We start from the raw sequence: 25,858 nt of genomic DNA on the forward strand, positions 1-25,858 counted from the left end.
GTTTAGTATCGTGTTTGTAGTTCCCAAGTCCGCAGGCGGGCGGCCCTGGCTCCTCGGATCCCTGGCCGCGGTCGCCCTTGCTTCCGCCGGCGCCGGCGCATGGATCGTCCACGCCATCGCGCCTGAGACCCAGGCCGCGACGAGCAAGGTCGGGCTGCCCGAGCGCCCGCCGGTCGAGGTGGTCGAGGCCCTGCCGCAACTGAAGGCGCGGCTGGACTATCTGGGCGAACGCAAGCAGTTCATGGGCGCCATTCTGGTGGCCAAGGGCGATCAGGTTCTGTTCCGTCAGGTCTATGGCAAGGCGAACTACGAAAACGATCAGCCGCTGAAGCTGGACACGCGCTTCCGTCTGGCCTCGGTGTCCAAGCAATTCACCGCCGCCGCGATCCTGAAGCTTCAGGACGAGGGAAAGCTGTCGGTCGATGATCCTGTCTGCAAATGGATCGAGGCCTGCCCGGACGCGTGGAAGCCGCTGCGCATCCACCACCTGCTGTCGCATACCTCGGGCATTCCCGACCTGATGGCGCAGTCAGAGTGGGGGCGCATCCGCGTCACCCCGCGCACGCCGCAGGAACTGACCGAGACCTCTGCCCGCTATGGCCTGCAGTTCGAGCCAGGCACCAAGATCCGCTACGACAACGCCGCCTATAATCTGGCCGCCGAGATCGTCAGCAAGGCCAGCGGTAAGCCGTTCGAGACCTATCTGAACGACGCCATCCTGAAGCCTCTGGGCCTGAAGGACACCGGCTCCGACGCCCACGCCGACGCGCAGGGTCTGGCCATGGGCTACGCCAACTTCCCCGCCGGACTGGCGGCTCAGCCGATCGCCAACGTCAGCGTCGTCTTCGGCGCCGGGGCGCTTTATTCGACGCTGGACGACATGCTGGTCTGGAACCAGGCCCTGCATAAGGGCCATGTCCTCAGCGACGCCTCCTATGCCCAGATGATCGCCGACCATGCGCCCGAGGGCACGCCCAAGGAGCGGGGCCGCGCGCACCGGGCCTATGGCTACGGCATCTACGTCAACAGCCTGGGCGAGCAGGTGAAGCCCGCCTTTGACGACAGGCAGATCTATCACACGGGCAGCTGGGCCGGGTTCCGCAACCTGGTTCTCTATCAGCCCGAGGCCGATGTGACCGTGGTGGTCCTGTCCAACAACTACCACCAGCGCGACCTGGTCTTCATGCTGAGCCAGCAGGCCATGGCCGAGGCTCTGGGGCGTGAGTTCCCGACGAGCATGAACCGTTAGAAATCAGCTAATCCTCCCCCGCGAGCGGAGGAGGACTGCGATGGTCAGGCCTTCATCGACCCCGTTTCGATGAAGCGCTGGTGCCAGGACAGGGCCTCGGTCAGCAGGTGCGGCGATTGCAGGCCGTAGGAGCCCTTGAGCGCGCGAGCGTAATAGTCCTTCAGCGCGTCGCGATAGTCGGGGTGGGCGCAGTTGGCGATGATGACCTGGGCGCGTTGCTTGGGCGACAGGCCGCGCAGGTCGGCCAGGCCCTGTTCGGTGACGATGACCTGAACGTCCTGGGTGATGTGGTCGACATGGCTGGCCATGGGGACGATGGCCGAGATCTTGCCGCCCTTGGCCGTCGACGGGGTGACGAAGCAGGAGATGTAGGCGTTGCGAGCGAAGTCACCCGAGCCGCCGATGCCGTTCTGGATGCGCGAGCCCATGACGTGGGTCGAGTTGACGTTGCCGTAGATGTCGGCCTCGATCAGGCCGTTCATGGCGATGCAGCCCAGACGGCGGATGATTTCCGGGTGGTTCGAGATTTCCTGCGGGCGCAGGATGATCTTGCCGCGGAACTGCTCCATGCGGCTGTTCAGGTCGGCGGCGGCCTCGGGGCTGAGCGAGAAGGCGGTGGCCGAGGCGACGGTCAGCTTGCCGCTGTCCAGCAGGTCCAGCATCCCGTCCTGCAGCACCTCGGTGTAGGCGGTCAGGTTTTCGAACGGGCTGTCGGCCAGACCCGCCAGCACGGCGTTGGCGACATTGCCGACGCCCGATTGCAGCGGCAGCAGATGGGCGGGCAGGCGGCCCAGCTTCACCTCGTGCTGCAGGAACTCGATCAGGTGCCCGGCGATGGCTGTGGCGCTGGCGTCCGGCGCGGCGAAAGGCAGGTTGCGGTCGGGGCTGTCCGTCTCGACGATGGCGGCGATCTTTGACGGATCGACGCGGAAGACCGTCTCGCCGATGAGGTCGGTCGGCCTGGTCAGCGGGATCGGCACCCGCGCGGGCGGCAGGGCGGTGCCGTAGTAGATGTCGTGCATCCCCTCCAGCGCCGCGTTCTGCCAGCTGTTGACCTCCAGGATGATGCGGTCGGCGCGGTCCAGCCAGGTCTTGTTGTTGCCGATGGAGGACGAGGGGATCAGCGAGCCGTCCTCGCGGATGCCCGAGACCTCGACCACTGCCGTCTCCAGCGGGCCGAGGAAGCCCTGCCAGGCGACCGGCGCCACCTGCGACAGGTGCATATCGAGGTATTCCATCTCGCCGCGATTGATCTTTTCGCGCGCGATGGGGTCGGAATTGTAGGGCAGGCGGAACTCGATGCCGTCTGCCTTGGCCAATGCGCCGTCCAGTTCCGGCCCGGTCGAGGCGCCGGTCCAGACCTTCAGCTTGAACGGGTTTCCTGCGGCGTGCTCGGCCTCGATCCGGTCGGCCAAGGCCATGGGTACGACCTTGGGATAGCCCGAGCCGGTGAAGCCGCTCATGCCCACGGTCGAGTTGGCCGGGATCAGGGCGGCGGCGTCCTGGGCGGACATGATCTTCGACTTGAGGGCGGCGTTACGGACGCGGGACATCGCAAACCTGACGACTGGAGCCGGGGAGGGCTCAGGGAGAGGATCGGACATAGGCGCCGCATCACCCTGATTCCAATACGGCTTTGGTCGTAACAGTCTGTGATCACAAAGGCGTCAGCCGCCGGGCTTCCAGTCCTCGGTCGGGTTGGTGTTGACCATCCAGGGGATGCCGAACCTGTCGGTGAAGCTGCCGAAACCGGGAGACCAGAAGGTCTCGGCGAAGGGCATGCCGAGCTTGCCGCCTTCGGACAGGGCGTCGAAGACCTGTCGCGCCTTGGCGAGGTCGTCGGTGTGATACGACACGTCGAAGCCGTTCTTGGGCTTGTCGATGTTCGGCGCGAACTCGGGCGGCATGTCGGCCCCCATGATGGCCTGATCTCCGACCTCCAGCCAGCCGTGCATCAGCCAGTCCTTGTATTTGGGATCGACCGGCATGTCGGGCGGGCCGTCGCCGAAGGGGAGGGCGGCGGTGACCTTGCCGCCCAGCACGCGGGCGTAGAACTCCAGCGCTTCGCGGCACTGGCCCTGAAAGCTGAGGCTGGTGACGATCTTCATGAGACCTCTCCGGGTTGTCGGGTGGAGGTCTGAACGCGCGGGGCGGTCGTCGTTTCCCTTAGCCCCCTAGGCTAACCCCCTCCACGCTCATCCCGGCGAAGGCCGGGATCCAGATCATATGACGGATCAGCGGGTTCCAAGGACGGGATTGCGCCATCTGCAACAAGCCCCGCGTCTTCCAATCTGGATCCCGGCTTTCGCCGGGATGAGCGGATGTGTGGGCGCTTTCACCCGTGCGAGAACAGGACTAGAACAAAGCCATGATCACCACCGCCCTGATGATGCTCCAGGTTTCCGCCGCGCCGCTTCAGTCTGTGCCTGTCGTCGAAGCCGAAACCGCCTCTGTCGAGCTCACGCTGGACGCCATGCACGCCGCGGCGTCAAAGGCCGACGGCGAGGCCTATTTCGCGACCTTCACGACGGATGGCCGCTTCATCGGCACGGATGCGACCGAGCGCTGGACCTTGCCGGAGTTCCGGGCCTACGCCATGCCCTATTTCTCGCAGGGCAAGGGCTGGACCTATCGCCCCGTCACGCGGACCGTGAGCATCGCCGCGATCGACTGCCGCTGCGTCGCCTGGTTCGACGAGGTTCTGGACAACGACGCCTATGGCACGACGCGGGGGTCGGGCGTGCTGCGCCTGACCGACGACGGCTGGAAGATCGAGCAGTATGTCCTCAGCTTCGCCGTGCCGAACGACAAGGCGCGCGCTGTCGTCGGCGTGATCAAGGCCGACTGATGGAGGTTCAGGACGACGCCTTTGTCCTGTCGGCGCGGGCGCATGGCGACACCGGGGCGGTGGTGGAACTGCTGACCGAGCGGCACGGACGCCGCGCCGCCTATGTCGCGGGCGGGGCGTCGCGGAAGATGCGGCCCTTCCTCCAGGCCGGGGCGCGGGTCGTGGCCGATCTGCGGTCGCGAACCTCGGACCAACTGGGGTCTGCGCGGCTGGAGCCGGTGGGCGAGGGGCCAGCGGCTCTTTTCGATGATCCTCTGGCCCTGGTGGGGCTGAACGCTGCGGCGGCGGTGGCGCAAGGCGCGCTGCCGGAGCGTGAGCCGCATCCGGGCGCGTTTCTGGCCTTTGAGGCCATGATGGGGGCGTTTGCCTTGCCCGAGGTCTGGCCCGCCATCTTCGTGCGGTTCGAGGCGGGGCTGCTGGAAGACCTGGGCTTCGGGCTGGACCTGTCGCGCTGCGCCGCTACCGGCTCGATGGACGACCTGATCTACGTCAGCCCCCGAACGGGTCGCGCCGTCAGCCGCGACGCGGGCGCGCCCTATGCCGACAAGCTGCTGAACCTGCCGCCCTTCATGTTGGGGGCGCAGGCGGGCTTGAGCGAAGGCGACGTGAAGGCGGGGCTGGAGCTGACCGGGCACTTCCTCGAGCAGTTCGTCTTCCACGCCTTGAACAAGCCCTTGCCGCCCGCCCGCGTCTGGATGATCGAGCGGCTAGCGGAGGCCGGGCGGCTCTAGCCGAAGGTGAAGGCGAAGATCTGAACACCGGGGTCGAGGAACTCGATCTCGAAGGTCCGTTCGCGCGCGCCGTCTGACTGGCGCACCAGTTGATACAGGCGCTGGCTGTCGATCCGGCCCATGCCTTGGGCGTCGATGTCCACGCCCGCGTCGGCGCCCGGCGCCTGACCGTCGATGCGGACGCGGAAGCGCACCGCCTTGCCCATGCTGCTGGGCCCCATGACCAGATGCAGGTCGCGGGCCTTGAAGCGGAAGGCCAGCCGCCCGCTCGGTGTTTGAAGATCGGCGTGTTCGGCGCGAACGATCCAGTCGCCGGACAGGCTCCAGTCGTTCAGTTTCAGGGGCGCGGCCGCATAGGTCTTGCGCACATCGAAGCCGAAGCCGCCGGGCGAGACGAAATGCGCGGCGCGGGCATAGCCGACGTAGGTTTCCGGCGACGCGACCTTGGCCATGTCGGCGGCGGCCTCGGCGCCCTGGCCGCGCACCTGAACCACGGCCTGATCGACGCCCGTGGCCCCGGCCTCCTTCAGCAGTTGCTGGATGACCCGCTCGGAGTGTTCGTAATCGCCCTCGCCGAAGTGGTGGTAGCGGATGCTCCCCTTGGCATCGATGAAGTAGTGGGCCGGCCAGTATTTGTTGTCGAAGGCGCGCCAGATGGCGAAGTCGTTGTCCATGGCCACGGGGTAGGTGACGCCGAAGCGGCGCACGGCGTCGCGGACATTGGCGGGCGACTTCTCGAAGGCGAACTCGGGCGTGTGGACCCCGATCACCACCAGTCCCTGATCGCGGTACTTCTCTGCCCAGGCGCGGACATAGGGAATGGTCCGCACGCAGTTGATGCAGGAGTAGGTCCAGAAGTCGACCAGCACGACCTTGCCGCGCAGTTGTTCGGCGGTCAGCGGCGGGCTGTTGATCCACTCGGTCGCGCCCGTCAGCGGCGGCATGGCCCCTTCGACCGGCAGGGCGTTCAGGGGCGCGGCGGGGGCGTTCACCGGCTGGCCCGCGCCGAAGCGGCTGAGCAGACTTTGTTCGATCCGGTTCGTGCTGCTGCTCGACAGCCGGGTCAGCAGGCCGGTGTCGAGACCGAGCGCGATGGCGGCGACGCCGACCAGGACCAGGACGCCTAGACCCCGCCGCACCCATTCGCCGACGCCCAGCGACTTCTTCATCGTCTGGAAGACCTTGCCGCCGATCAGCAGGGCCAGGGCCAGCGAGGTCGCGGCCCCGGCGGCGTAGGCGACCAGCAGCAGGGTCGTGCCAACGCTGGCGCCTTGCAGCGCGGCGCCGGTCAGGATCAGCCCCAGGATCGGGCCCGCGCACGGCGCCCACAGCAGGCCCGTCGCCACGCCCAGCAGGAAGGAGGGCCAGACGCCGCCGCCCGCCTGTTGCTCTGCGCTGGCCTTCTCGGTCAGGCGCGAACCGAGCGCGACCAGAGGCCGCGTCAGCCGGTCCGCCAGCGCTGGAAACACCAGCATCAGCCCCAGCACCGCCATCACCGCCAGGGCGATCCAGCGCCCGACCTGATTGGCCTGCACCGCCCAGCCGCCGCCGACCGCCGCCAGCGTCGCCACGCCCGCGAACGTCAGCGCCATGCCCAACAGCAGGGGCAGGCCGCTTTTCACAAAGGGCTGGCCTGTTCGAGCGAACACAAAGGGCAGGACCGGCAGGATGCAGGGGCTGAGAATGGTCAGCGCCCCGGCTAGATAGGACAGCAGGATCAGGAGCATCGTGTCGTCCTTAGGCCTCAGACCCTGGTGTTATGTTGCAAAGAACGCGTCGGATGGCGTCGGGTTACAAGAGGCGTTGCAGATCGCGGATGGCGGCGCGGGTTTCCTGCGCCAGAACCTCGACCAGTTCGGCGGCGCGCAGGACGCGGCCCAGCGGCGCGGCCTGACCGGCCCATTGCGGTGCGTAACCGTCGTCGCCCTGCAGACTGGCGGCGGCGTTCAGCGCCTTGCCGATGTCGTAGGCGTAGGGATAGCCGGCGGTCAGGGCCTCGTCCGCGCGCCGCATGAAGGCGTTCTCGATGCCGCGCGCGGGACGGCCGGAAATGACTGGGCTGACGCGGGTGCGCTCGGCGCGCGGTCCGGCCAGGGCGGCGCGATAGGCGGGGTTGGCGGCGGACTCGGGGCAGGAGACGAAGGCGGTGCCCAGTTGCGCGCCTGCAGCGCCCAACGCCAGCGCCGCAGCGATCCCGGCACCGTCCATGATCCCTCCCGCTGCAATAACCGGGATGTCCAGTTCGCGGGCCAGCAGGCGGGTCAGGGGCAGGGTTGCGAAGCGCGGGTCGTCGGCGGGATCAAAGACGCCGCGGTGGCCGCCGGCCTCGACCCCTTGCGCCACGATCATGTCGATGCCTGCGGACTGGGCCAGGCGGCCCTCTTCTGGCGTGGTGGCGCTGGCGGCCAGCAGGCAGCCAGCGGCCTTCAGCGCGGCGATTTTCTCGGGCTGAGGCAGTCCGAAGTGGAAGCTGACCACGGCGGGCTTCTCGTCCAGCAGGACCGCCAGTTTGGCGTCGTCGGTCAGGAAACTTTGGTAGATCTCTGTCAGGGCCTGGGGCGGCACGGCCCCGAATTCGGCGAAGACTGAGCGCAGACTGTCGATCCAGACGCGATCGCGCGCAGGATCAGGCGGCGTCGGGGCATGGCAGAAGACATTGACGTTGAACGGCCGGGTGGTCAGGGCCTTCAACGCCTTTATCTGGCGTCGGCCTTCGACCGCATCGACCGAGGCGATGGAGATGGAGCCCAGCGCCCCGGCGTTCGACACCTCGGCCGCCAGTTCGGGCGTCGAGGTTCCGGCCATGGGCGCCTGAACGATGGGCAGGTCCAGCCCGAGGCGGTCGGTGAGGGCGGTCTTCATGCGCGGTTCCTGCCTTTTCTACGACGGCGCTCCACAGATAGGCGCGGATCGTCCCCGCGTCAGCCGCGCGCTGCGCTAGACTTTGTCGTTCAGATCACCGATTCGAAGTCGCATGACCATCCACACCCCGACGCCCGAAGGCGGCCGCATCGTTGAAGAGCCGATGGGCGATGCGCTGTCCAAGCGCTACCTGGCCTATGCTCTGTCCACGATCACCAACCGGGCGCTGCCCGACGTGCGTGACGGCTTCAAGCCGGTGCACCGGCGCATCATGTACGCCATGCACCAGATGCGGCTGAACCCGCAGGCGGCGGCGCGCAAATGCGCCAAGGTCGTCGGCGAGGTCATGGGCGGCTATCACCCGCACGGCGACGCCTCCATCTACGAGGCCCTGGTGCGTCTGGCCCAGGACTTCGCCCAGCGTTATCCGCTGGTCGATGGTCAGGGCAACTTCGGCAACATCGACGGCGATAGCGCCGCCGCCATGCGTTACACCGAGTGCAAGCTGACGCCCGCCGCCGTCCTGCTGTTGGACGGCATCGATCAGGACGCGGTCGACTTCCGCCCGACCTATGACGATCAGGACGAGGAGCCGGTGGTTCTGCCGGCCGGCTTCCCCAACCTGCTGGCCAACGGCTCTTCGGGCATCGCCGTGGGCATGGCGACCTCGATCCCGCCGCACAACGTCGGCGAGCTGATCGACGCCTGTCAGCTGCTGCTGGAGCGGCCCGAGGCGACGACCTCGGAGTTGGTGCAGATCGTGCCGGGGCCGGACTTCCCCACTGGCGGCGTGTCGGTGGAAGGCCACGCCTCCATTCTGGACGCCTATGAGACCGGTCGCGGCGGGGTGCGTCTGCGCGCCCGTTGGGAGACCGAGGACCTGGGCCGCGGCGTCTGGCGCATCATCGTCACCGAGATGCCCTATCAGGTGCAGAAAAGCCGCCTGATCGAGGGTCTGGCCGACCTGATCGAGAACAAGAAGGCGCCGCTTCTGGGCGACGTGCGCGACGAGTCGGCGGAAGACATCCGCCTGATCCTCGAGCCCAAGAACCGCACCATCGAGCCCGAGATGCTGATGGAGAGCCTGTTCAAGCTGTCCGATCTGGAGGTCCGCTTCCCGATCAACATGAACGTGCTGGACGCCACGGGTACGCCGCGCGTCATGGGCTTGAAGGACTGCCTGCGTGCCTTCCTGGATCACCGCCGCGTGGTGCTGAACCGCCGCTCGCAATGGCGGATCGAGCGGGTCGAGAAGCGACTACACCTGCTGGAAGGCCTGCGCATCGTCTTCCTCAACCTGGACGAGGTGATCCGCATCGTCCGCGAGGAGGAACAGCCCAAGGCCGTCCTGATCGCACGCTTCGGCCTGAGCGAGCCCCAGGCTGACTACATCCTCGACACCCGTCTGCGTCAGCTGGCGCGGATCGAGGAAATGGCGATCGATAAGGAATACAACGCCCTGGCCGAAGAACTGGCGGCGCTGAAGGCGCTGACCTCGTCCGAAGCCAAGCAGTGGAAGGCCATCGGCAAGGAGCTGGAGGCGGTCCGCAAGGCGCTGATCTCGCCGCGTCGCACGACCATCGGCGAAGCGGTGGACTCATCGGCCTTCGTGGCGCCCGAGGCCTTCATCCCGCGTGAAGCCATCACCGTCATCCTGTCGGAGCGAGGCTGGATCCGCGCCGCCAAGGGCAAGGTCGAGGACCCCTCGGAGCTGAAGTTCAAGGAAGGCGACAGCCTGGGCTTCCTGGTGCCGGCCTTCACCACGGACAAGCTGCTGATCGGGGCCTCGGACGGGCGTATCTTCACCATCGGCGCCGACAAGCTGGCCTCTGGCCGGGGTCACGGCGAACCGCTGCGTCTGATGATCGATCTCGACGAAAAGGCCGAGATTATCAATGTCGTGGCGCACGAACCGAATGCGAAGCTTCTGGTGGCCTCCAAGGCCGGCTACGGCTTCATCGCGCCGGAGAACGACCTCCTTGCCCAGAAGCGCGGCGGCAAGCAGGTGCTGAACGGCGAGATGCTGGCCATGCTGCGCATCCCGTCGAACCCGCAGGGCGACCACGTCGCGGTCATCGGCGAGAACATCAAGGCGCTGATCTTCCCGCTGGCCGAACTGCCTGAAATGGGCCGCGGCAAGGGCGTGAAGCTGCAGAACTACAAGCAGGGCGGTCTGGTCGATGTGGCGGTGTTCAACGCCGAGGCGGGGCCGGAATGGGCCGACGGCGGCGGCCGTCGTCGCAACTGGCCCGACTGGAAGGACTGGCTGGGCAAGCGCGCCGGGGCCGGACGCCAGGGGCCGCGCGGGATGCGCAAGTTCCGCTGACGCCAAGGTGACGGCGATTTCATTGGAGGTCGCCGTCAGCCCTTGCGATAATCCACCCAAGGCCGATCCGGCCGGGGTTGGAGATTTCAATGATCACCTGGATCATCATCGGCGTCATCGTCGTCGTTCTGCTGTTCGTCGTCGTCGGCGCCTACAACAAGCTGGTGGCGCTGGATCAGACGGCCAATCAGTCGTTTGCCGACATCGACGTGCAGTTGAAGCAGCGTCAGGATCTGATCCCCAATCTGGTCGAGACAGTGAAGGGCTACGCCACGCACGAGCGCGGCACCCTGGACGCCGTCACCCAGGCTCGCGCTGCCGCCGCCGGCGCCCGCACGGTGGATGAGAAGGTGCAGGCCGAGAACATGCTGACCGGCGCACTTGGGCGTCTGTTCGTCGTGTCCGAGGCCTATCCGGACCTCAAGGCCAACGCCAACTTCCAGCAGCTGCAGATGGACCTGTCGGACATCGAGAACAAGCTGGCCGCCGCGCGCCGCTTCTTCAACAACGCGGTCAGCGAGTTCAACGCCGTGCGCCGTCAATTCCCGACGGTGCTGTTCGCCGGTCTGTTCGGCTTTGGCGCGGACAAGCCCTTCTTCGACGTGGGCGAGGGCGAACGCGCCGCCCTGAATGCCGCCCCGCCGACGGTGAAGTTCTAAGCCCCAATGGCGGTTTTTGGTCAGGCCGTCGGCCTCAAGACCCACATCTGGCAGAACAATACCCGGTCAGCGATCCTGCTGGCCGGGTTTCCGGTGCTGCTGGTCGGCCTGCTGTTCGGCGTTCAGGTGCTGATGATGGGCTTCGGCCTGCTGCCCAACTCGGGCGGCGGTCTGTCGCAGGATCTGGCGCTGGCGGCGTCCATGCTGGGCTGGACCGTGCCGGCGGCCCTGGTTGCGGCGGCCGTCTGGTTCGTCATCGCCTACTTCGGCAATCAGGCGATGATCGACTCCATGACGGGGGCGCGCAAGGTCGAGCGCCGGGTCGAGCCCGAGCTCTACAACCTGCTGGAAAACCTCGCGATCTCGCGCGGGATGAAAACGCCGACGCTGCGGATCATCGAGAGCCCATCGCTGAACGCCTATGCGTCCGGTCTGCACGAGGGCAACTACAGCGTCACCGTCACGCGCGGGCTGATGCAGACCCTCAGCCGAGACGAGATGGAGTGCGTGCTGGCGCACGAACTGACCCACGTCATCAACAAGGACGTGCGCACCATGGTGATCGCCTCGATCTTCGCGGGCATCATCAGCGTGATCGCCGAACTGGTGTTCCGCAGCCTCTTCTACATGCGCGGCGGGCGCAGCCGGGACAACAAGAACGCCATGCCGCTGATCCTGATTGGTCTGGCCATCGGGGTGATCGGCTTTGGTCTGGCGACCGTCATCCGCATGACCCTGTCGCGGACTCGCGAATATGTGGCCGATGCCGGGGCGGTGGAGCTGACCAAGAACCCGGACGCCATGATCTCGGCCCTGCGCAAGGTGTCGGGCCAGTCGAAGATCGAGGCGCCCGACGAACTTCGCGGCATGTTCCTCGACAATACGGCGGACAAGGCGGACTTCGCCGGCCTGTTCGCCACCCACCCGCCGATCGAGAAGCGGATCGCGGCCCTGGTGAAGTTCGCGGGCGGTCGTGACGAGGGACCGTGGGGCCCCGCGCCTTCGGTTACATCCAGCACGGCCGTTCCAACGACCTGAGGCTTAGGGCAGCCGTTCCCAGCCCTGCGGGCGCAGGGCCTCCATGGGGCGGAACCTGGCCTTGTAGTCCATCTTGGGCGAGCCCTGGACCCAGTAGCCCAGATAGACGTAGGGCAGGCCGACCATGGCGGCCTGGCGCAGGTGATCCATGATGGCGAACTGACCCAGGCTGCGGCGCTCCAGGTCGGGGTCGAAGAAGCTGTAGACCATGGACAGGCCGTCGTGCAGCAGGTCGGTCAGGCAGACCCCGACCAGATCGCCGGGGCCGTCGTCGGTCGCGGGCAGGCGATATTCGATCAGGTGGGTGCGGACGGCCGTGTCCTCGACCATGGACACATAGTCGGACCAGCCCATGTCGCTCATGCCGCCGCCGGGGTGGCGGGCGGTCAGGTAGCGGCGCAGCAGGTCGAACTGCTCCATCGTCGCCTCGGCCTCGACCAGATCGCGCGACAGATCGGCGTTGCGGTTCAGGATCTTGCGCTGCGAGCGCGAGAAGGCGAACTCGGCCACCGGAATGCGCACCGAGACGCAGGCGGCGCAGGCCTCGCAAGCGGGGCGATAGGCGATGTTCTGGCTGCGGCGGAAACCGGCCTGGGTCAGGGCGTCGTTGACGTCGGCGCCGTCGCTGAAAGGCAGGTTGGCGAAGACCTTGCGCTCGAATTGGCCCGGCAGATAGGGGCAGGGCGCGTTGGCGGTCATGAAGAACCGCAACTGCCGGGTCGGGAAGTGCTGGGTCACGGCCTTACGTCCGGTCCCGATCGTGTCGGCGGATTTGCGAGCGGATCGTCATGTCCCGATTTGGCGCGCAACCGGAGGATTTCGCAAGCGCCGAGAGGCCCGGCGCTCGCGATCACAGGCTGGTGTCCGTGGGCAGGACGGGCGCTTCGCGCAACAGGACGATGGCGATGCGGCGGTTGCCGGCGAGAGACGGATCGTCGGGGTAGAGGGGGTCCGAGCCCGCCTTGCCCGCCACCGAATAGACCCGGTCGGCGTTCACGCCCGCAGCCTGCAGCGTCAGGCGCGAGGCGTCGGCGCGCGCCGAGGACAGCGCCCAGTCGCCGGCGCCGCTGGCGCGGCTGGAGCCGGCGACGGCGCTGGTGTGGCCGGTGATCGAGATGCGGTTGGGCAGCTGGTTGATGACCTTGGCGATGGCCCGCAGCAACATCTGGGCGCGCGGGTTGGGGCGCGAGGAGCCGTTTTCGAACATCGAGCGGCCTTCCTGATCGACCAGCTGGATGCGCAGGCCCTCGGGCGTCTGGTCGATGATCAGCTGTTTCGACAGCTCGGCCAGCTCGGGCATGGCCTGCATGGCCTGGCGCAGGCTCTCGGCGGCGCTGGCGAAGTCGGCGGCCTCGCGTCGGGCGATCTCGGCGCGCAGGGCGGATTCGCTGGCGGCGGCCAGGTTGGCGCTCTGGCCCGCGGTTTCGGAAGAATCAGGCGCTTCGGGCGCGAGCTGCTCGATGACCGACATGGAGCCCGAGCTCTTGGCTCCGTCGTCGCCCAGGGCCGTGCCGCCCAGGATGCCGCCCGATCCCGAGGTGGAGGCCGAGACGTTGGCCGGGGCGAAGTATTCGGCGATGCCGCGTTTCTGTTCCGGGTCGGTCGTGTTGATCAGCCACATCAGCAGGAAGAAGGCCATCATGGCGGTCACGAAGTCGGCGTAGGCGACCTTCCAAGCGCCGCCGTGGTGGCCGCCGGCGGTCACCTTCTTCACCTTCTTGATAAGGATCGGGCGATCGCTCGCGGACATGGGCAGGCCAATCTTAACGTCGTTTGTTAGCTGTGAATCCCATGCGGCCGTTAAGAAGCGGTTGCCTTGCCGCCGCGTCGTGTTGTTCAAGCGAAAAATCCGGGAGGGGCGCGATGTTTCTTGAACTGGCGATAATGGCGGCGCTGGGCGGCCATCGGGAAGACGCTGCGCTGGCGCGAGCCGATGCGGAGGGCGCCCTGCGGCTGCGGGAGGTGGCGCCTGAGCTGGCGGCCATGCCCGAGGTCACGCTTGAGGCCTATCTGGTCGACGGCCGCAATCCGCGCGCCATTCGGACGGCCATGAACGCGGTGCGTCCGGCCGAGGCTGACGGCGGCGAACGCTTCGATGCTGTGACGCGGTGGCGCTATTCGACACGCTGGCAAGGGCGGGGCGACGTGCGGTGTGTGCCCGAGACGGCCGAGGCTATCGTGGCCATCACCGTCATTCTGCCGGACCTGGCCGAGGCCGACCGGCTGGGGCGTCGGGATCGTGAAGCCTGGGATCGCTACTTCAAGGCCCTGGCGACCCACGAGATGAACCACGCCCGGATCGCGCTGCATGGGCGGCAGGAGATCGAAAAGGCCATGAAGGCCGCCTCAGGCTGTGAAGACATGCAGGCGGCGGTCGCCCGGGTTGCGGAGGAGGTTAGCGCCGCAAGCCGTGAATATGATCGCCTGACCCAGCACGGCAAGCGCGAGGGCGCCGTCTTCCCTTAACGGCGCTTGTCGGCGTCCGTCCGGCCTTGCCCGCCGGCGCACCACGCCTTAGGTCAGGCTTGTGTCAGTGACCTTTTCTCCTTCCGACTTCGACGCCAAGGCCTATCGCAAGGCGCTGGGCGGCTTCGCCACCGGCGTCTGCGTGGTGACGGCCCATACGGCCGAAGGGCCGCTGGGCATCACCGTGAACAGCTTCACCTCGGTGTCGCTGGACCCGCCGCTGGTGCTGTGGTGCCTGGACGTGAAGTCGGACCGCCACGACGCCTTCGCCGGGGCCGAGCGCTTCGCCGTGCACATGCTGCCGGTCGAGGATCAGGCCATGTCGGACCGCTTCGCCTGGGGCGTATGCACCCTGTCAAACGACGAGTTCGAGGTCGGCGACCCGGCCCCGCCACGCCTGCGCAACGCCGTGACGCGGCTGGACTGCACGACCCACGACCGTATCGTCATGGGGGACCACCTGGTCATCGTCGGGCGGGTCGCCGCCTTCGAGACCCTTCCGGGCGACGCCCTGACCTATTTCCGGGGCAGGTACGGACAGGCCGTCGATCCGACGGCTTGAGATGTCCCTTCTCCCACAAGGGGAGAAGGAAGAGATCAGCCCAGCAGCCTCGCCGCCTTGGGCGCGAAGTAGCTGAGGACGCCCGAGGCCCCGGCGCGTTTGAAGGCGTGCAGGGTTTCCAGGATGGCGCGGTCTTCCTCCAGCCAACCGTTGGCGATGGAGGCCTGCATCATCGCGTACTCGCCGGACACCTGATAGGCGAAGGTCGGCACCTTGAAGGTGTCGGACACCAGCCGGACGATGTCGAGATAGGGCAGGCCCGGCTTGACGATCAGGGCGTCGGCGCCTTCGGAAATGTCCATCGCCACCTCGCGCAGCGCCTCGTCGGCGTTGGCGTAGTCCATCTGATAGGTCTTCTTGTCGCCGGTCAGCGACTTGGACGAGCCCACCGCGTCGCGATAGGGGCCGTAGAAGGCCGAGGCGTATTTGGCGGCGTAGCTGATGATCAGGGTGTCCGACAGGCCGTTGGCTTCCAGAGCCTCGCGAATGGCCTGAACCCGGCCGTCCATCATGTCGGACGGAGCCACGGCGTCGGCGCCGGCGTGGGCGTGGATGAAGGCCTGTTCGGCCAGGCGCTCCAGCGTCGGGTCGTTGACGATGCGGCCGTTCTCCAGAACCCCGTCGTGGCCGTGGTCGGTGTAGCAGTCGAGGGCGACGTCGGTCATGACGCCGATCTCGGGCGCGGCGTCCTTGATGGCCTTGATGCAGTCGGGGATCAGGCCGTCCGGGTCGCTTGCGGCCGTGCCGACGTTGTCCTTCAGGCTGTCATTCACGTTCGGGAAGAGGGCGATCATGGGGATGCCCAGATCGCGCGCCTCGACCGCGGCCTTGGCGGCTTCCTTCGGCGACAGGCGGAAGACGCCGGGCATGGAGGCGACCGGAACGCGGTCCTCGGCGCCGTCATGGACGATGATCGGCCAGATCAGGTCGGCGGGCGTCAGGGTCGTCTCGGCGACCAGACGGCGCACCCAGGGCTGCGAGCGCAGGCGACGCGGGCGGGCGTAGGGGAAGGCGGCGGGCTGGAACGGCATGGTCATGCAGGGCTCATAGTCCGGTAGGCGGGGCAGGGAAACGACCTTGGAGGTCGCATATCGGACCCAGGGTCGGAAAAAACAGAGTCCAATTCGTCTGAATCGTCTGAAATCGCGGCGTCGAGAGGCAGAGACTAGCGCTTGTCTGCGTCATTGGCGGGCGCAAGATGCGGCGCGGGGCGCTGGCGGGGTGACGTTTCTCAACCGCTTGGATAAAAGCAGCATGAACGCCCCGTCAGAGGGCAGACCACAGTCGGGAGTATTGATCATGGACTTCGCCCTCAACGACGACCAGCGCGCGATTCAGGACGCCGCGCGGGCTTTCGCCGACGCCGAACTGGCGCCGAACTCGGCGAAGTGGGACGAGGACAAGCACTTCCCCGTCGATGTCATGCGTCATGCGGCCGAGATGGGTTTCTGCGGCATCTATACGGGCGAAGAGCACGGCGGAATCGCCCTGGGCCGCGTTGAGGCGGCGGTGATCTTCGAGGAACTGTCGCGCGGCGACGTGGCGACGGCGGCCTTCATCTCGATCCACAACATGGCGACCTGGATGATCGACAAGTTCGGGTCTGACGACCTGCGCTCGCGCTTCGTGCCGTCGCTGACGACGATGGACAAGATCGCCAGCTACTGCCTGACCGAGCCGGGTTCGGGCTCGGACGCGGCGGCGCTGCGGACCACGGCGGTGCGCGACGGCGATCATCTGGTGCTGAACGGGTCCAAGATCTTCATCTCGGGCGCCGGGACGTCGGATGTCTACGTCGTCATGGTCCGCACCGGCGGCGAAGGCGCCAAGGGCGTCAGCGCCGTGGTGGTCGAGGCCGGAACGCCCGGCCTGTCGTTCGGCGCGCAGGAACGCAAGATGGGCTGGAACGCCCAGCCGACGGCCGTGGTCCAGTTCGACGACTGTCGCATTCCGATCGCCAATCTGCTGGGTCAGGAAGGCGCCGGCTTTAAATACGCCATGGCCGGTCTGGACGGCGGGCGTCTGAACATCGCCGCCTGTTCGCTGGGCGGAGCGCGGCTGGCGCTGGAAACGGCCCAGGCCTACGTCGCCACGCGCAAGCAGTTCGGCAAGGCGATTGGCGACTTCCAGGCCCTGCAGTTCCGTCTGGCCGACATGGCGACGGACCTGGAGGCGGCGCGCCTGATGGTGCTGCGCGGGGCCTGGGCCATCGACAACGACCACCCGGAAAAGACCAAGTGGTGCGCCATGGCCAAGCGCCTGGCCACCGACGCCTGCTTCCACATCGCCGACGAGGCGCTGCAGATCCACGGCGGCTACGGCTATCTGAAGGACTATCCGCTGGAACGGATCGTGCGCGACCTGCGCGTCCACCGCATCCTGGAAGGCACGAACGAGATCATGCGGGTGATCATCGCGCGGGAGCTGGCCCGATGAGCGATCAGATGAGCGAAGCTGAAGTCATCACCCGCGTCGAGAACGGCGTCGGCCGCATCACGCTGAACCGGCCCAAGGCGATCCATGCCCTGAACCGGGGCATGTGCGAGGCGATGATCGAGGCGTTGCTGGCCTGGCGCGGCGATGAGGCCGTGAAGTCGGTGCTGATCGACCATGCGGGCGAGCGCGGCTTCTGCGCCGGGGGCGACATCCGCATGATCGCCGAAAGCGGGGCAGGGGATGCGTCGGAGGCCCAGGCCTTCTTCAAGACCGAGTATCAGCTGAACCATCTGATGTTCGAATACCCCAAGCCGATCACGGCCGTCATCGACGGCATCGTCATGGGCGGCGGCGTGGGCATCAGCGAACCGGCCGATGTTCGCATCGCCACCGAGCGCACCACCTACGCCATGCCGGAGACGGGCATCGGCCTGTTCCCCGACGTGGGCGGGGGCTGGTTCCTGCCGCGCCTGCCGGGGCAGACGGGGGTCTGGCTGGCGCTGACGGGTGCGCGGCTGAAGGCGGCCGATACGGTGGCCCTGGGCATCCACACCCATTTCGTCGAGAGCGGGGCGGCGGCGGCCTTGAAGGACGAACTTCTCGCCAATCCGTCTGATCCCAAGGCCGTGGCTGACCGCGTGTCGGGCGAGGCAGGGCCGGCGCCGCTGGACGCGCACCGCGAGGCTATCGACCGGCTGTTCGCATTCGACACGGTCGAGGAGATCTTCGCCGCGCTGGAAGCTGAGGGCTCGGACTGGGCGCTGAAGCAGCTTGAGACGCTGAAGACCAAGTCGCCGCAGTCGCTGAAGGTCAGCCTGCGCCAGATCCGCACCGGCGCGACGCTGGCCTCCTTCGCTGAGAACATGGCGATGGAGTATGCGCTGGGCGGTCGGGTGGTGCGCACTCACGACTTCCAGGAAGGCGTGCGCGCGGTCATCGTCGACAAGGACAACGCCCCGAAGTGGTCGCCCGCTGAGCTTTCGAGAGTCAGCGACGCGACGCTGGACGCCCTGTTCGCGCCTCTGCCCGCCGACGAGGCCTGGTCGCCGCTCTGAAAAGGTCGCTGCGGCGCAACATTTGTTGTTCCTAGACGCCTGTAGGGCTATCTAGGCGGCATGAGTAAGCGCTGGACCCCTGAATCCTGGAGAAACAAGCCCGTCGTGCATATGCCGACGGACTATCCTGACATGGCCGAACTGGCCCGTGTCGAAGACGAGCTGCGGGCCATGCCGCCCCTGGTGTTTGCCGGCGAGGCCCGCAAACTGACCCAGCATCTCGCACAGGTTGAGGCGGGCAACGCCTTCCTGCTTCAGGGCGGCGACTGCGCCGAGAGCTTCAAGGAGTTCTCGACCGACAACATCCGCGACACCTTCCGCCTGATCCTGCAGATGGCGGTGGTCTTGACCTTCGCCGGGCGCAAGCCGGTGGTGAAGGTCGGCCGCATCGCCGGTCAGTTCGCCAAGCCGCGCTCGTCCCCGCTGGAAGAGATCGGCGGCGTCGAGCTGCCCTCCTATCGCGGCGACATCATCAACGGCATGGGCTTCACCGCTGAAGAGCGCGTGCCCGATCCGCAGCGCCTGCTGAAGGCCTACAACCAGTCGGCCTCGACGCTGAACCTGCTGCGCGCCTTCGCCGGCGGCGGCTATGCCGACCTGTACAACATCCACCGCTGGACCCTGGGCTTCGCCGACAACGGCGCGGGCGCGGCCTACCGCGAACTGGCTGACAAGATCACCGAGGCCCTGGCCTTCATGGAAGCGGTCGGCGTCACGCCCGAGACCCATCCTGATCTGTCGCGCGTCGAGGTCTTCACCAGCCACGAGGCCCTGCTGCTGAACGTCGAGAGCGCCCTGACGCGCCTGGAAGGGTCGTCGGGCGAGTGGTTCGACACGTCGGCCCACATGCTGTGGATCGGCGAGCGCACGCGTCAGCTGGACGGCGCGCATATCGAGTTCATGCGCGGCATCTCGAACCCGATCGGCGTCAAGTGCGGCCCGACCATGACGGCGGAAGACATCCTGCCGCTGATCGACGCCCTCAACCCGAACAATATTCCGGGCCGTCTGACCCTGATCGGCCGCTTTGGTCACGACAAGGTCGGCGATCGCCTGCCGGCCCTGATGCGGGCGGTGAAGGCCGAGGGCAAGCGCGTCATCTGGTCGATCGACCCGATGCACGGCAATACGCTGAAGGCCGCCAACGGCTACAAGACCCGGCCGTTCGACCGCGTCATGGGCGAGGTTCGCGCCTTCATTGATGTGGCGGAGGCCGAGGGCGTCCACCCCGGCGGCGTCCACCTGGAGATGACCGGCCAGAACGTCACCGAATGCCTGGGCGGCGCCCTGGCGGTGACCGAGGACGACCTGTCGAGCCGCTATCACACCCACTGCGATCCGCGCCTCAACGCGGATCAGGCGCTGGAGCTGGCCTTCCTGGTCGCCGAGCGCCTCAAGGCCGGGCGTCAGGCCCGCGCCGAGGCCGCGTGACCACTCCGACCGAAGACGAAGGACCGGGCCGCGTCGCCTATCAGGGCGCGCCCGGCGCCTTCAGCCATGAAGCCTGCCTCGACCTGCGCCCGTGGGACGAGGCGGTCGGCTTTGAGACCTTCGGCGGGGCCATCGAGGCCCTGCTGTCGGGCGACTGCCAGTCGGCGCTGATCCCGGTCGAGAACTCGACCATCGGCGTGGTCGAGCCCGCCGCCACCCTCGTGCGCGAGGCGGGACTGACGGTGGTCAGCGAGGCCTGGCGGCCGATCCGGCTGGCTCTGCTGGGCCTGCCGGACGCTCGACTGTCGGACATCAGGACGGCGGAGAGCCATCCGGTCGCCCTGCAACAATGCTCCAAGGCTCTTGGGGAGATGCGGATCACCCCGGTCGAGGTGTTCGACACGGGGGGGGCGGCCGCCGCCGTGGCCGAGGCCGAGGACCTGACCCGCGCCGCCGTGGCGCCTGCCCGTGCCGCCGAGGTTTACGGCCTGACGGTCCTGCGCAACGATCTGCAGGATTTCAGCGACAACCGGACGCGATTTGTCCTGTTCACGGCCCCTCAAGCCTGATCGGCGAAACAGGCTTTCGGATAATTCTGGCGCGAATATCCGGGTTCGAATGTGAAAACATTCGAACCGATTTCGCTCTGAAGGTTGACCGCGCACGAAGTTTGCGTCTTTAAGGTCTGATCGGATCGACCCTGATCCTGAAACCGGACCGGATTCATGTCCTCGCTGCGCGCACAACTGACCCTTGAAACCACCATGCGCGCGGTGGCCGGCTTCTATTTTGGCTACGGCTATTACGGCTTTCGATACGCCGGCTGAGGCGTCGGGCTTCTAACCAACCCTGACAGTCTCGCTGGCGACCGCTTCTCCCGAGCGGCCCCTGCACGCGTCCCTGCCTGATGTTCGGCGGACGCGATCTCCCATCGAAATCCCATGCCGAAAGCCTGATCCCATGCCGCAATCCAACATCCAGCAAGTCTGGCCCGCTGAAACCGCCGACCTGAGCCCCGAGCAGAAGGCGCTGGCCGCCCTGCGGGCCGAGATCGACAGCCTGGACGACCAGATCCTTCAACTGTTTGAGCGCCGTCTGGCCGTCGCCGCCCAGGTCGGCAAGGCCAAGGACGCCCCGACCGGTCCCCACACCAAGCTGCGTCCCGACCGCGAACAGGCCGTTCAGGCCCGCGTCCTGAAGCAGTGCGAACCCGAGAACCGCGAGGCGGTCGAGCACCTGTGGCGCGAGATCGTCGGCTGGGGGCTGGCCCGTCAGGGCCGGCTGCAGGTCCACGTCTGGGCCCCCATCGACCCGTCCAAGGCCGTGGACGGCGCCCGTCTGCGCTTCGGCGCCGCCGCCGACATCAAGCTGGTGCGCGATCCTCAGGCCGCGCTGGCCCACGCCGCCGAAGGTCATGGCGTGTCGGTGCTGTCCATCAACACCGAGGACGCCTGGTGGATGGGTCTGCGTCGCGAATGGTCGATGCTGAGCGTCTTCGACGGCTACGGCGGCGAGACGCCGACCTCGCTGGCCGTGGGTAAGATTGATCCGCCGGCCCTGCCGACGGGCCGCCGCGTGGTGGTGACGGTCGGCGGCGACGCCGGCGACGGCTCGGGCGCGCGGCGCTGGGGCCTGAACACCAACCACGGCTGGACCCTGGCCCTGACCGACGCCGACGTGGCGCCGGGCGACGTCGAAGGCTGCGTCGGCGCCATCGGCTGATGAAGGTGTGAACGGGCGTTAAGCCTGTTCCTCAACCCTGTCTCAAAAGACTGGGTTCAGCATGACGGCATGAACGCTTCCGTCATCCTGCGGTTCGGATCGGTCGGCGCCCTTGCGGCGCTGCTGGCCGGCTGCGGTATGGCGGAGGCTGATCCCCATCGGTTCGAGGGCGTGGCCAAGGACATCGCGGCCATTCCTCTGTCGTCCCGCGACGCCGAACCTCGACGTGAACCGTCGGGGCCGCGCAACGCCGAAGAGGCGGGGCTGAGGCCGTTGAAAGTCGAACTGCTGACCCCGCATCAACTCTGGGACGCCCGCGACGGGCTGACCGCCAAGGCTGCGGCGGTCTTGCCCGCCATGCCGGCTGTCTTCCACGACCCCGAGGCTCCGGCGGACGTGCAGGCCGCACAGCGAGCTGAGGCCCGGCCGTCGCGGCCCGTCGCAGTCGCCGCCTCGGCCGCGCCCGCCGTCCTGATCCAGTTGGGCGCCTACGCCAGTCAGGCTTCGGCCCAGGCGGCGTGGGAGCGGCTGGGGCAGGGGCGCAAGGGCCTGAACCCGGTCTTCGAGCCGGTCGAGGTCAACGGTCGGCGTCTGGTCCGGTTGAAGGTTCGCGCCGGATCGGCTCAGGCCAAGGCGCTTTGTGAGCGCGCGGCGGCGTCCGATCCGTGGTGCGTTCGGGCCGCAGAGGCGGCGTCGTCCACAGGCGCGGCTTAAGGTTTCGTTGACGACTGACGCCCTTGGCCCGATCTAGGGCGTCTTGGATGGGGTTCGCACGATTGAGTCGCACCCATCGAAACATCGGGGTCCAACATGGCGCAGCCTCAGGTCATCGTCATCGGCAATGAAAAGGGCGGGGCCGGCAAGTCCACCCTGGCCATTCACATCGTCACCGGTCTGCTGCACGCGGGCAAGAAGGTCGCCATCATCGATCTGGACCTGCGCCAGCGGTCGATGGAGCGCTTCTTCTCGAACCGCGCCGCCTGGACGGCGGCCAACGGCCATGACCTGCCCCTGCCGATCGTGCCCGACATGGGCGACGGCAAGGCTTTGGCCAAGGCCGATGAGGCCGAGCAACTGGCGCGTTTCGACGCGGCCTATGCCGAGGCGCAGGTTGTCGCCGACATCATCCTGATCGACACGCCCGGCGGCGACACGGCCCTGTCGCGCGCCGCGCATGGCCGCGCCGACCAGATCGTGACGCCGATGAACGACAGCTTCGTCGACTTCGACCTGCTGGGCGAGGTCGATCCGGTGACGCTGGAGCTGAAGAAGCCCTCCATCTATTCCGAGAGCGTCTGGGAGGCGCGCAAGCATCGCGCCATCACCGAGGGGCGTCAGGTGACCATCGACTGGATCGTGGTCACCAACCGTCTGGCCGTGGCCGAGGCGCGCAACCGTCGCCGTCTGGAAGAACGGATGATGAAGCTGGCCAAGCGCGTCGGCTTCCGGGTCGGTCCGGGTCTGCGCGACCGGGTCATCTATCGCGAGTTGTTCCCGTTCGGCCTGACGGTGGCTGACCTGTCGAACGACATCCGCCCCGTGTCGGTGTCGCTGGCTCACGTCGCCGCGCGTCAGGAAATGCGCAATCTGATGCAGGCCATGGGTCTGGACGACGCGGCGGGCGGATCGCTGGCTCCGCTGGACGCGGCGGCGGCCTGATTTCGCCATGGGCCTGATCTGGCTGGGGCTGGCCGCCGTGGCGGTCTGGGCGCTGGTCCGGCTGGGCCGTCAGACCGAGCGCGCGCGGCGCGGCCACTGGCGCATTTCCGCGACCATCCTCAGCACGGCCCTGTTCGGAGGCGCGGTTCTGGCTGCGTCACGCGGGGTCTGGTTGGCGGCGATCGGCATGGCGGGGGCCGGGCTTTGGCTGGCGGTTCAGTCGCGCATTCGCCCCGCGCCGCCGCGCGCGCCTGTGGCTGAACGGCTGTCTGAGGCCGAGGCGCGGGCCATTCTGGGCGTGTCCGCCGAGGCGACGCCGCAAGAGGTTCAGGCCGCCTGGCGCCGCCTGATGGCGCGGGCCCATCCCGACCAAGGCGGGACGGAGGGGCTGGCCGCGCGCGTCAACGCCGCACGCGACCGCCTGTTGAAAAGCCGAACCTGATCCTCCCCTGCGCAGCGGGGGAGGGGGACCATGCGAAGCATGGTGGAGGGGGCGAGCGCCACGCGCTTCGCTTCGAGGTTAGGCTGCGGGTGGTTCGAGAGGCGAGGGCGGTGTCTGGTTCCCCCTCCACCGCCTGCGGCGGTCCCCCTCCCCCGTAAACGGGGGAGGATTGCTAGGTTAAACGTCCAGATCCGCCATGGCGAAGCGGGCGTTGTCCTGGATGAACTGATAGCGGGCCTCGGCCTTGCGGCCCATCAGGCGTTCGACCAGATCCTCGATCTCTTCCTCGCTCTCGGGCAGGGAGACGCGGGCCAGGGTCCGCTTCTTCGGATCCATGGTGGTCTCCTTCAGCTGGGAGGCCATCATCTCGCCCAGGCCCTTGAAGCGCCCGATCTCGACCTTCTTGCCCTTGAAGACGGTGGCCATCAGTTCGTCGCGGTGGGCGTCGTCGCGGGCGTATTCGCTGAGCGGACCCGCCGAAATTCGATAGAGCGGCGGCAGGGCCATGAAGAGGCGGCCCTGACGGATGGTCTCGGGCATGGAGCGATAGAAGAAGGTGATCAGCAGGGCCGCGATGTGGGCGCCGTCGACGTCAGCGTCGGTCATGATGACGATGCGCTCGTAGCGCAGGTCTTCAATGTTGAACCGGCTGCCGGGCTGGACGCCGAGGGCCAGGGCCAGGTCGGACAGTTCGACGTTGGCGCGCAGCTTGTCGGCGGTGGCCGAGGCGACGTTCAGGATCTTGCCGCGCAGGGGCAGGATGGCCTGGGTGGTGCGGTCGCGGGCCTGCTTGGCCGAGCCGCCGGCCGAGTCGCCCTCGACGATGAACAGTTCGGTGCCCTCGGCGGCCTGACGGCTGCAGTCCGACAGCTTGCCGGGCAGGCGCAGCTTGCGGGTGGCGGCGGCGCGCTGGACTTCCTTGTCCTTGCGGCGGCGCAGGCGGTCCTCGGCGCGGTCGATGACGAAGCCGAGCAGGGCGTTGGCCTGCTTGGGGCTTTCGGTCAGCCAGTGGTCGAAGGGGTCGCGCAGCAGTTGCTCGGCCAGCTTCTGACCCTCGGGCGAGGACAGGCGGTCCTTGGTCTGGCCCTGGAATTCCGGGTTGCGGATGAAGATGGAGATCAGGGCGCCGGCGTTGGCGATGACGTCCTCGGCCGTGATCTGGGCCGCGCGCTTCTCGTTGGTCAGCTCGCCATAGGCCTTGAGGCCCTTGACCAGGGCGGCGCGGAAGCCAGCTTCGTGCGTGCCGCCGTCGGGGGTCGAGACGGTGTTGCAGTAGGAGCCGATGAAGCTGTCGGCGTCGCCGAAGCCGATGGGCGACCAGGTGACGGCCCATTCCAGCGCGCCCGCCTCGCCCTTGCGCTCGGCGCGGCCGGCGAAGACGGGGGTGACGGTCTCCAGCTCGCCCACGCGCTCGGCCAGGGCGTCGGCCAGGCCGCCGGGGAAGTGGAGCAGGGCCTGTTCAGGCGTGGCGTCGGTGATGCGGTCCGCCGCGCAGGTCCATTTGATCTCAACGCCGCGGAACAGATAGGCCTTGGCGCGAGCCATACGGAACAGGCGCGCAGGCTTGAAGGCCGCGCCGACGCCGAAGATCTGCTCGTCCGGCTTGAAGCGGATCAGGGTGCCCTTCTTCTTTGACGGGCCTACCTGCTGGATGGGGCCGAGGACGTGGCCGCGGCTGAAGGACTGACGCCATTCGAAGCCGTCGCGCCAGACGGTGACGTCCAGCTGTTCGGCCAGGGCGTTGACCACCGAGACGCCGACGCCGTGCAGGCCGCCCGAGGTCTCATAGGCCTTGCCCGAGAACTTGCCGCCCGAGTGCAGCACGGTCATGACCACTTCCAGCGCGGACTTGCCGGGGTGCTTGGGATGAGGGTCGACGGGGATGCCGCGGCCGTCGTCGCGGACCGACAGGAAGCCGTCGGCGTCCAGATCGACGGTGATCAGCTTGGCGTGTTTGGCGACGGCCTCGTCCATCGCATTGTCGAGGACTTCGGCGAAGAGGTGATGCAGGGCGCGTTCGTCGGTGCCGCCGATGTACATGCCGGGGCGTTTGCGGACAGGCTCCAGCCCCTCCAGCACCTCGATCGAGGAGGCGGAATAGCCGGTGGCGGCCGCTGTCGCCGTACTGGCGTGGCTGGCCAGTTCGACCTTGGGCTCGTGCGCGACGGGGGCCGGCGCGGGCGCTGCGACCGGCGCAGGAGCGGGCGCTTTTTCAGGAACGCTCGGTTGGGTGGGTTCAGCGTCGTCGAGCGTGGAGAAAAGGTCAGCCATCTACGCAGTCTGCGATGATTCGGGGACCGGACAGGTAGGCCCCGCGCCACGCGGGAGCAAGCTTTGCGACCTTTTACACCCGCTATCCACTGATTGGCTGG

General features: G+C 67.5%; 24 protein-coding genes. 16 read left to right on the forward strand and 8 right to left on the reverse strand.

Annotated features, from left to right (window positions below):
- Positions 1-10: 10 nt before the first annotated feature.
- On the forward strand, positions 11-1,249 hold the full coding sequence (locus tag ACFYLW_RS04640; RefSeq protein WP_390182903.1) for a serine hydrolase domain-containing protein: 1,239 nt from the start codon (positions 11-13) through the stop codon (positions 1,247-1,249).
- 44 nt (positions 1,250-1,293) lie between these two features.
- On the opposite strand, the gene ACFYLW_RS04645 is transcribed toward ACFYLW_RS04640, so the two are convergent.
- Both ACFYLW_RS04645 and ACFYLW_RS04650 read right to left on the reverse strand, forming a co-directional pair.
- Positions 1,294-2,802, reverse strand: coding sequence for an acetyl-CoA hydrolase/transferase family protein (locus ACFYLW_RS04645; protein WP_390182904.1), 1,509 nt, complete (start codon positions 2,800-2,802; stop codon positions 1,294-1,296).
- A 114-nt stretch (positions 2,803-2,916) separates the two neighbouring features.
- Positions 2,917-3,357, reverse strand: a complete 441-nt coding sequence (locus ACFYLW_RS04650) for a VOC family protein (RefSeq protein WP_312061988.1) — start codon at positions 3,355-3,357, stop codon at positions 2,917-2,919.
- Positions 3,358-3,617: 260 nt separating this feature from the next.
- On the opposite strand from ACFYLW_RS04650, the gene ACFYLW_RS04655 reads away from it, so the two are divergent.
- Positions 3,618-4,097, forward strand: a complete 480-nt coding sequence (locus ACFYLW_RS04655; RefSeq protein ID WP_312061987.1) for a nuclear transport factor 2 family protein — start codon at positions 3,618-3,620, stop codon at positions 4,095-4,097.
- A complete protein-coding gene (gene recO / locus ACFYLW_RS04660; protein WP_312061985.1) occupies positions 4,097-4,828 on the forward strand; it encodes a DNA repair protein RecO in 732 nt (243 codons plus the stop codon). The genes ACFYLW_RS04655 and recO overlap by 1 nt, the downstream gene beginning before the upstream one ends.
- On the opposite strand, the gene ACFYLW_RS04665 is transcribed toward recO, so the two are convergent.
- Together ACFYLW_RS04665 and ACFYLW_RS04670 are read right to left on the reverse strand one after the other, a co-directional pair.
- Entirely contained in the window at positions 4,825-6,555 is a 1,731-nt protein-coding gene (locus tag ACFYLW_RS04665) for a cytochrome c biogenesis protein DipZ (protein WP_312061984.1), read from the reverse strand. The two genes, recO and ACFYLW_RS04665, sit on opposite strands and share 4 nt — an antisense overlap.
- A gap of 64 nt (positions 6,556-6,619) precedes the next feature.
- Positions 6,620-7,690, reverse strand: a complete 1,071-nt coding sequence (locus ACFYLW_RS04670) for a nitronate monooxygenase (protein WP_312061983.1) — start codon at positions 7,688-7,690, stop codon at positions 6,620-6,622.
- A 112-nt stretch (positions 7,691-7,802) separates the two neighbouring features.
- Here ACFYLW_RS04670 and parC point away from each other — a divergent pair, with 112 nt between their 5' ends.
- The 3 genes from parC (at position 7,803) to ACFYLW_RS04685 (ending at position 11,713) form a co-directional block, all read left to right on the forward strand.
- Positions 7,803-10,016, forward strand: a complete 2,214-nt coding sequence (parC, locus tag ACFYLW_RS04675; protein ID WP_312061982.1) for a DNA topoisomerase IV subunit A — start codon at positions 7,803-7,805, stop codon at positions 10,014-10,016.
- 89 nt (positions 10,017-10,105) lie between these two features.
- Complete coding sequence (locus ACFYLW_RS04680; protein WP_312061981.1) at positions 10,106-10,675, forward strand: LemA family protein; 570 nt, start codon at positions 10,106-10,108, stop codon at positions 10,673-10,675.
- Between the two features lie 6 nt (positions 10,676-10,681).
- Positions 10,682-11,713 carry a M48 family metallopeptidase gene (locus tag ACFYLW_RS04685; protein WP_312061979.1) on the forward strand — a complete coding sequence of 344 codons (1,032 nt, stop codon included), beginning with the start codon at positions 10,682-10,684 and terminating at the stop codon, positions 11,711-11,713.
- Between the two features lie 3 nt (positions 11,714-11,716).
- Here the strand turns inward: ACFYLW_RS04685 and ACFYLW_RS04690 are convergent, their stop codons facing one another.
- Both ACFYLW_RS04690 and ACFYLW_RS04695 read right to left on the reverse strand, forming a co-directional pair.
- Positions 11,717-12,451 (reverse strand): arginyltransferase, encoded by a 735-nt coding sequence (locus tag ACFYLW_RS04690; protein ID WP_312061978.1) that lies wholly within the window; start codon positions 12,449-12,451, stop codon positions 11,717-11,719.
- Positions 12,452-12,563: 112 nt separating this feature from the next.
- Positions 12,564-13,463, reverse strand: a complete 900-nt coding sequence (locus ACFYLW_RS04695) for a flagellar motor protein MotB (RefSeq protein ID WP_292082601.1) — start codon at positions 13,461-13,463, stop codon at positions 12,564-12,566.
- A gap of 113 nt (positions 13,464-13,576) precedes the next feature.
- On the opposite strand from ACFYLW_RS04695, the gene ACFYLW_RS04700 reads away from it, so the two are divergent.
- Positions 13,577-14,179, forward strand: coding sequence for a DUF922 domain-containing protein (locus ACFYLW_RS04700; RefSeq protein ID WP_312064354.1), 603 nt, complete (start codon positions 13,577-13,579; stop codon positions 14,177-14,179).
- Between the two features lie 67 nt (positions 14,180-14,246).
- A complete protein-coding gene (locus ACFYLW_RS04705) occupies positions 14,247-14,741 on the forward strand; it encodes a flavin reductase family protein (protein WP_312064353.1) in 495 nt (164 codons plus the stop codon).
- 35 nt (positions 14,742-14,776) lie between these two features.
- Here ACFYLW_RS04705 and hemB read toward each other — a convergent pair whose 3' ends face one another.
- Positions 14,777-15,778, reverse strand: a complete 1,002-nt coding sequence (gene hemB / locus ACFYLW_RS04710) for a porphobilinogen synthase (RefSeq protein ID WP_312064351.1) — start codon at positions 15,776-15,778, stop codon at positions 14,777-14,779.
- A gap of 262 nt (positions 15,779-16,040) precedes the next feature.
- Here hemB and ACFYLW_RS04715 point away from each other — a divergent pair, with 262 nt between their 5' ends.
- The 8 genes from ACFYLW_RS04715 (at position 16,041) to ACFYLW_RS04750 (ending at position 23,486) form a co-directional block, all read left to right on the forward strand.
- A complete protein-coding gene (locus ACFYLW_RS04715) occupies positions 16,041-17,177 on the forward strand; it encodes an isobutyryl-CoA dehydrogenase (protein WP_312064350.1) in 1,137 nt (378 codons plus the stop codon).
- Between the two features lie 8 nt (positions 17,178-17,185).
- Positions 17,186-18,232 (forward strand): enoyl-CoA hydratase/isomerase family protein, encoded by a 1,047-nt coding sequence (locus tag ACFYLW_RS04720; RefSeq protein WP_390182906.1) that lies wholly within the window; start codon positions 17,186-17,188, stop codon positions 18,230-18,232.
- 60 nt (positions 18,233-18,292) lie between these two features.
- Positions 18,293-19,663, forward strand: a complete 1,371-nt coding sequence (locus tag ACFYLW_RS04725; protein ID WP_312064347.1) for a class II 3-deoxy-7-phosphoheptulonate synthase — start codon at positions 18,293-18,295, stop codon at positions 19,661-19,663.
- Positions 19,660-20,232 (forward strand): prephenate dehydratase domain-containing protein, encoded by a 573-nt coding sequence (locus ACFYLW_RS04730; protein WP_312064346.1) that lies wholly within the window; start codon positions 19,660-19,662, stop codon positions 20,230-20,232. The genes ACFYLW_RS04725 and ACFYLW_RS04730 overlap by 4 nt, the downstream gene beginning before the upstream one ends.
- 391 nt (positions 20,233-20,623) lie before the next feature.
- On the forward strand, positions 20,624-21,385 hold the full coding sequence (locus ACFYLW_RS04735; RefSeq protein WP_292082609.1) for a chorismate mutase: 762 nt from the start codon (positions 20,624-20,626) through the stop codon (positions 21,383-21,385).
- Between the two features lie 69 nt (positions 21,386-21,454).
- Positions 21,455-22,099 (forward strand): SPOR domain-containing protein, encoded by a 645-nt coding sequence (locus ACFYLW_RS04740; protein WP_312064345.1) that lies wholly within the window; start codon positions 21,455-21,457, stop codon positions 22,097-22,099.
- 96 nt (positions 22,100-22,195) lie between these two features.
- Positions 22,196-23,044, forward strand: coding sequence for a division plane positioning ATPase MipZ (locus ACFYLW_RS04745; protein ID WP_312064343.1), 849 nt, complete (start codon positions 22,196-22,198; stop codon positions 23,042-23,044).
- Positions 23,045-23,051: 7 nt separating this feature from the next.
- Positions 23,052-23,486, forward strand: coding sequence for a molecular chaperone DnaJ (locus tag ACFYLW_RS04750; RefSeq protein WP_312064341.1), 435 nt, complete (start codon positions 23,052-23,054; stop codon positions 23,484-23,486).
- Positions 23,487-23,663: 177 nt separating this feature from the next.
- Here ACFYLW_RS04750 and parE read toward each other — a convergent pair whose 3' ends face one another.
- Positions 23,664-25,757 (reverse strand): DNA topoisomerase IV subunit B, encoded by a 2,094-nt coding sequence (parE, locus tag ACFYLW_RS04755; RefSeq protein ID WP_312064340.1) that lies wholly within the window; start codon positions 25,755-25,757, stop codon positions 23,664-23,666.
- Positions 25,758-25,858: the final 101 nt, after the last annotated feature.

Origin of the sequence: Brevundimonas sp. NPDC007368 (assembly GCF_042869015.1) — a bacterium.
Classification (GTDB): domain Bacteria; phylum Pseudomonadota; class Alphaproteobacteria; order Caulobacterales; family Caulobacteraceae; genus Brevundimonas.

Bases quoted from the DNA above. Each gene is read 5' to 3' on its own strand.
- ACFYLW_RS04645 (WP_390182904.1), bottom strand. From the start codon at position 2,802: ATGTCCCGCGTCCGTAACGCCGCCCTCAAGTCGAAGATCATGTCCGCC.
- ACFYLW_RS04715 (WP_312064350.1), top strand. From the start codon at position 16,041: ATGGACTTCGCCCTCAACGACGACCAGCGCGCGATTCAGGACGCCGCG.
- ACFYLW_RS04665 (WP_312061984.1), bottom strand. From the start codon at position 6,555: ATGCTCCTGATCCTGCTGTCCTATCTAGCCGGGGCGCTGACCATTCTC.
- ACFYLW_RS04655 (WP_312061987.1), top strand. From the start codon at position 3,618: ATGATCACCACCGCCCTGATGATGCTCCAGGTTTCCGCCGCGCCGCTT.
- ACFYLW_RS04750 (WP_312064341.1), top strand. From the start codon at position 23,052: ATGGGCCTGATCTGGCTGGGGCTGGCCGCCGTGGCGGTCTGGGCGCTG.
- parE (WP_312064340.1), bottom strand. From the start codon at position 25,757: ATGGCTGACCTTTTCTCCACGCTCGACGACGCTGAACCCACCCAACCG.
- ACFYLW_RS04685 (WP_312061979.1), top strand. From the start codon at position 10,682: ATGGCGGTTTTTGGTCAGGCCGTCGGCCTCAAGACCCACATCTGGCAG.
- parC (WP_312061982.1), top strand. From the start codon at position 7,803: ATGACCATCCACACCCCGACGCCCGAAGGCGGCCGCATCGTTGAAGAG.
- ACFYLW_RS04700 (WP_312064354.1), top strand. From the start codon at position 13,577: ATGTTTCTTGAACTGGCGATAATGGCGGCGCTGGGCGGCCATCGGGAA.
- ACFYLW_RS04735 (WP_292082609.1), top strand. From the start codon at position 20,624: ATGCCGCAATCCAACATCCAGCAAGTCTGGCCCGCTGAAACCGCCGAC.
- ACFYLW_RS04725 (WP_312064347.1), top strand. From the start codon at position 18,293: ATGAGTAAGCGCTGGACCCCTGAATCCTGGAGAAACAAGCCCGTCGTG.
- ACFYLW_RS04670 (WP_312061983.1), bottom strand. From the start codon at position 7,690: ATGAAGACCGCCCTCACCGACCGCCTCGGGCTGGACCTGCCCATCGTT.
- ACFYLW_RS04740 (WP_312064345.1), top strand. From the start codon at position 21,455: ATGAACGCTTCCGTCATCCTGCGGTTCGGATCGGTCGGCGCCCTTGCG.
- recO (WP_312061985.1), top strand. From the start codon at position 4,097: ATGGAGGTTCAGGACGACGCCTTTGTCCTGTCGGCGCGGGCGCATGGC.
- hemB (WP_312064351.1), bottom strand. From the start codon at position 15,778: ATGACCATGCCGTTCCAGCCCGCCGCCTTCCCCTACGCCCGCCCGCGT.
- ACFYLW_RS04720 (WP_390182906.1), top strand. From the start codon at position 17,186: ATGAGCGAAGCTGAAGTCATCACCCGCGTCGAGAACGGCGTCGGCCGC.
- ACFYLW_RS04680 (WP_312061981.1), top strand. From the start codon at position 10,106: ATGATCACCTGGATCATCATCGGCGTCATCGTCGTCGTTCTGCTGTTC.
- ACFYLW_RS04650 (WP_312061988.1), bottom strand. From the start codon at position 3,357: ATGAAGATCGTCACCAGCCTCAGCTTTCAGGGCCAGTGCCGCGAAGCG.
- ACFYLW_RS04695 (WP_292082601.1), bottom strand. From the start codon at position 13,463: ATGTCCGCGAGCGATCGCCCGATCCTTATCAAGAAGGTGAAGAAGGTG.
- ACFYLW_RS04745 (WP_312064343.1), top strand. From the start codon at position 22,196: ATGGCGCAGCCTCAGGTCATCGTCATCGGCAATGAAAAGGGCGGGGCC.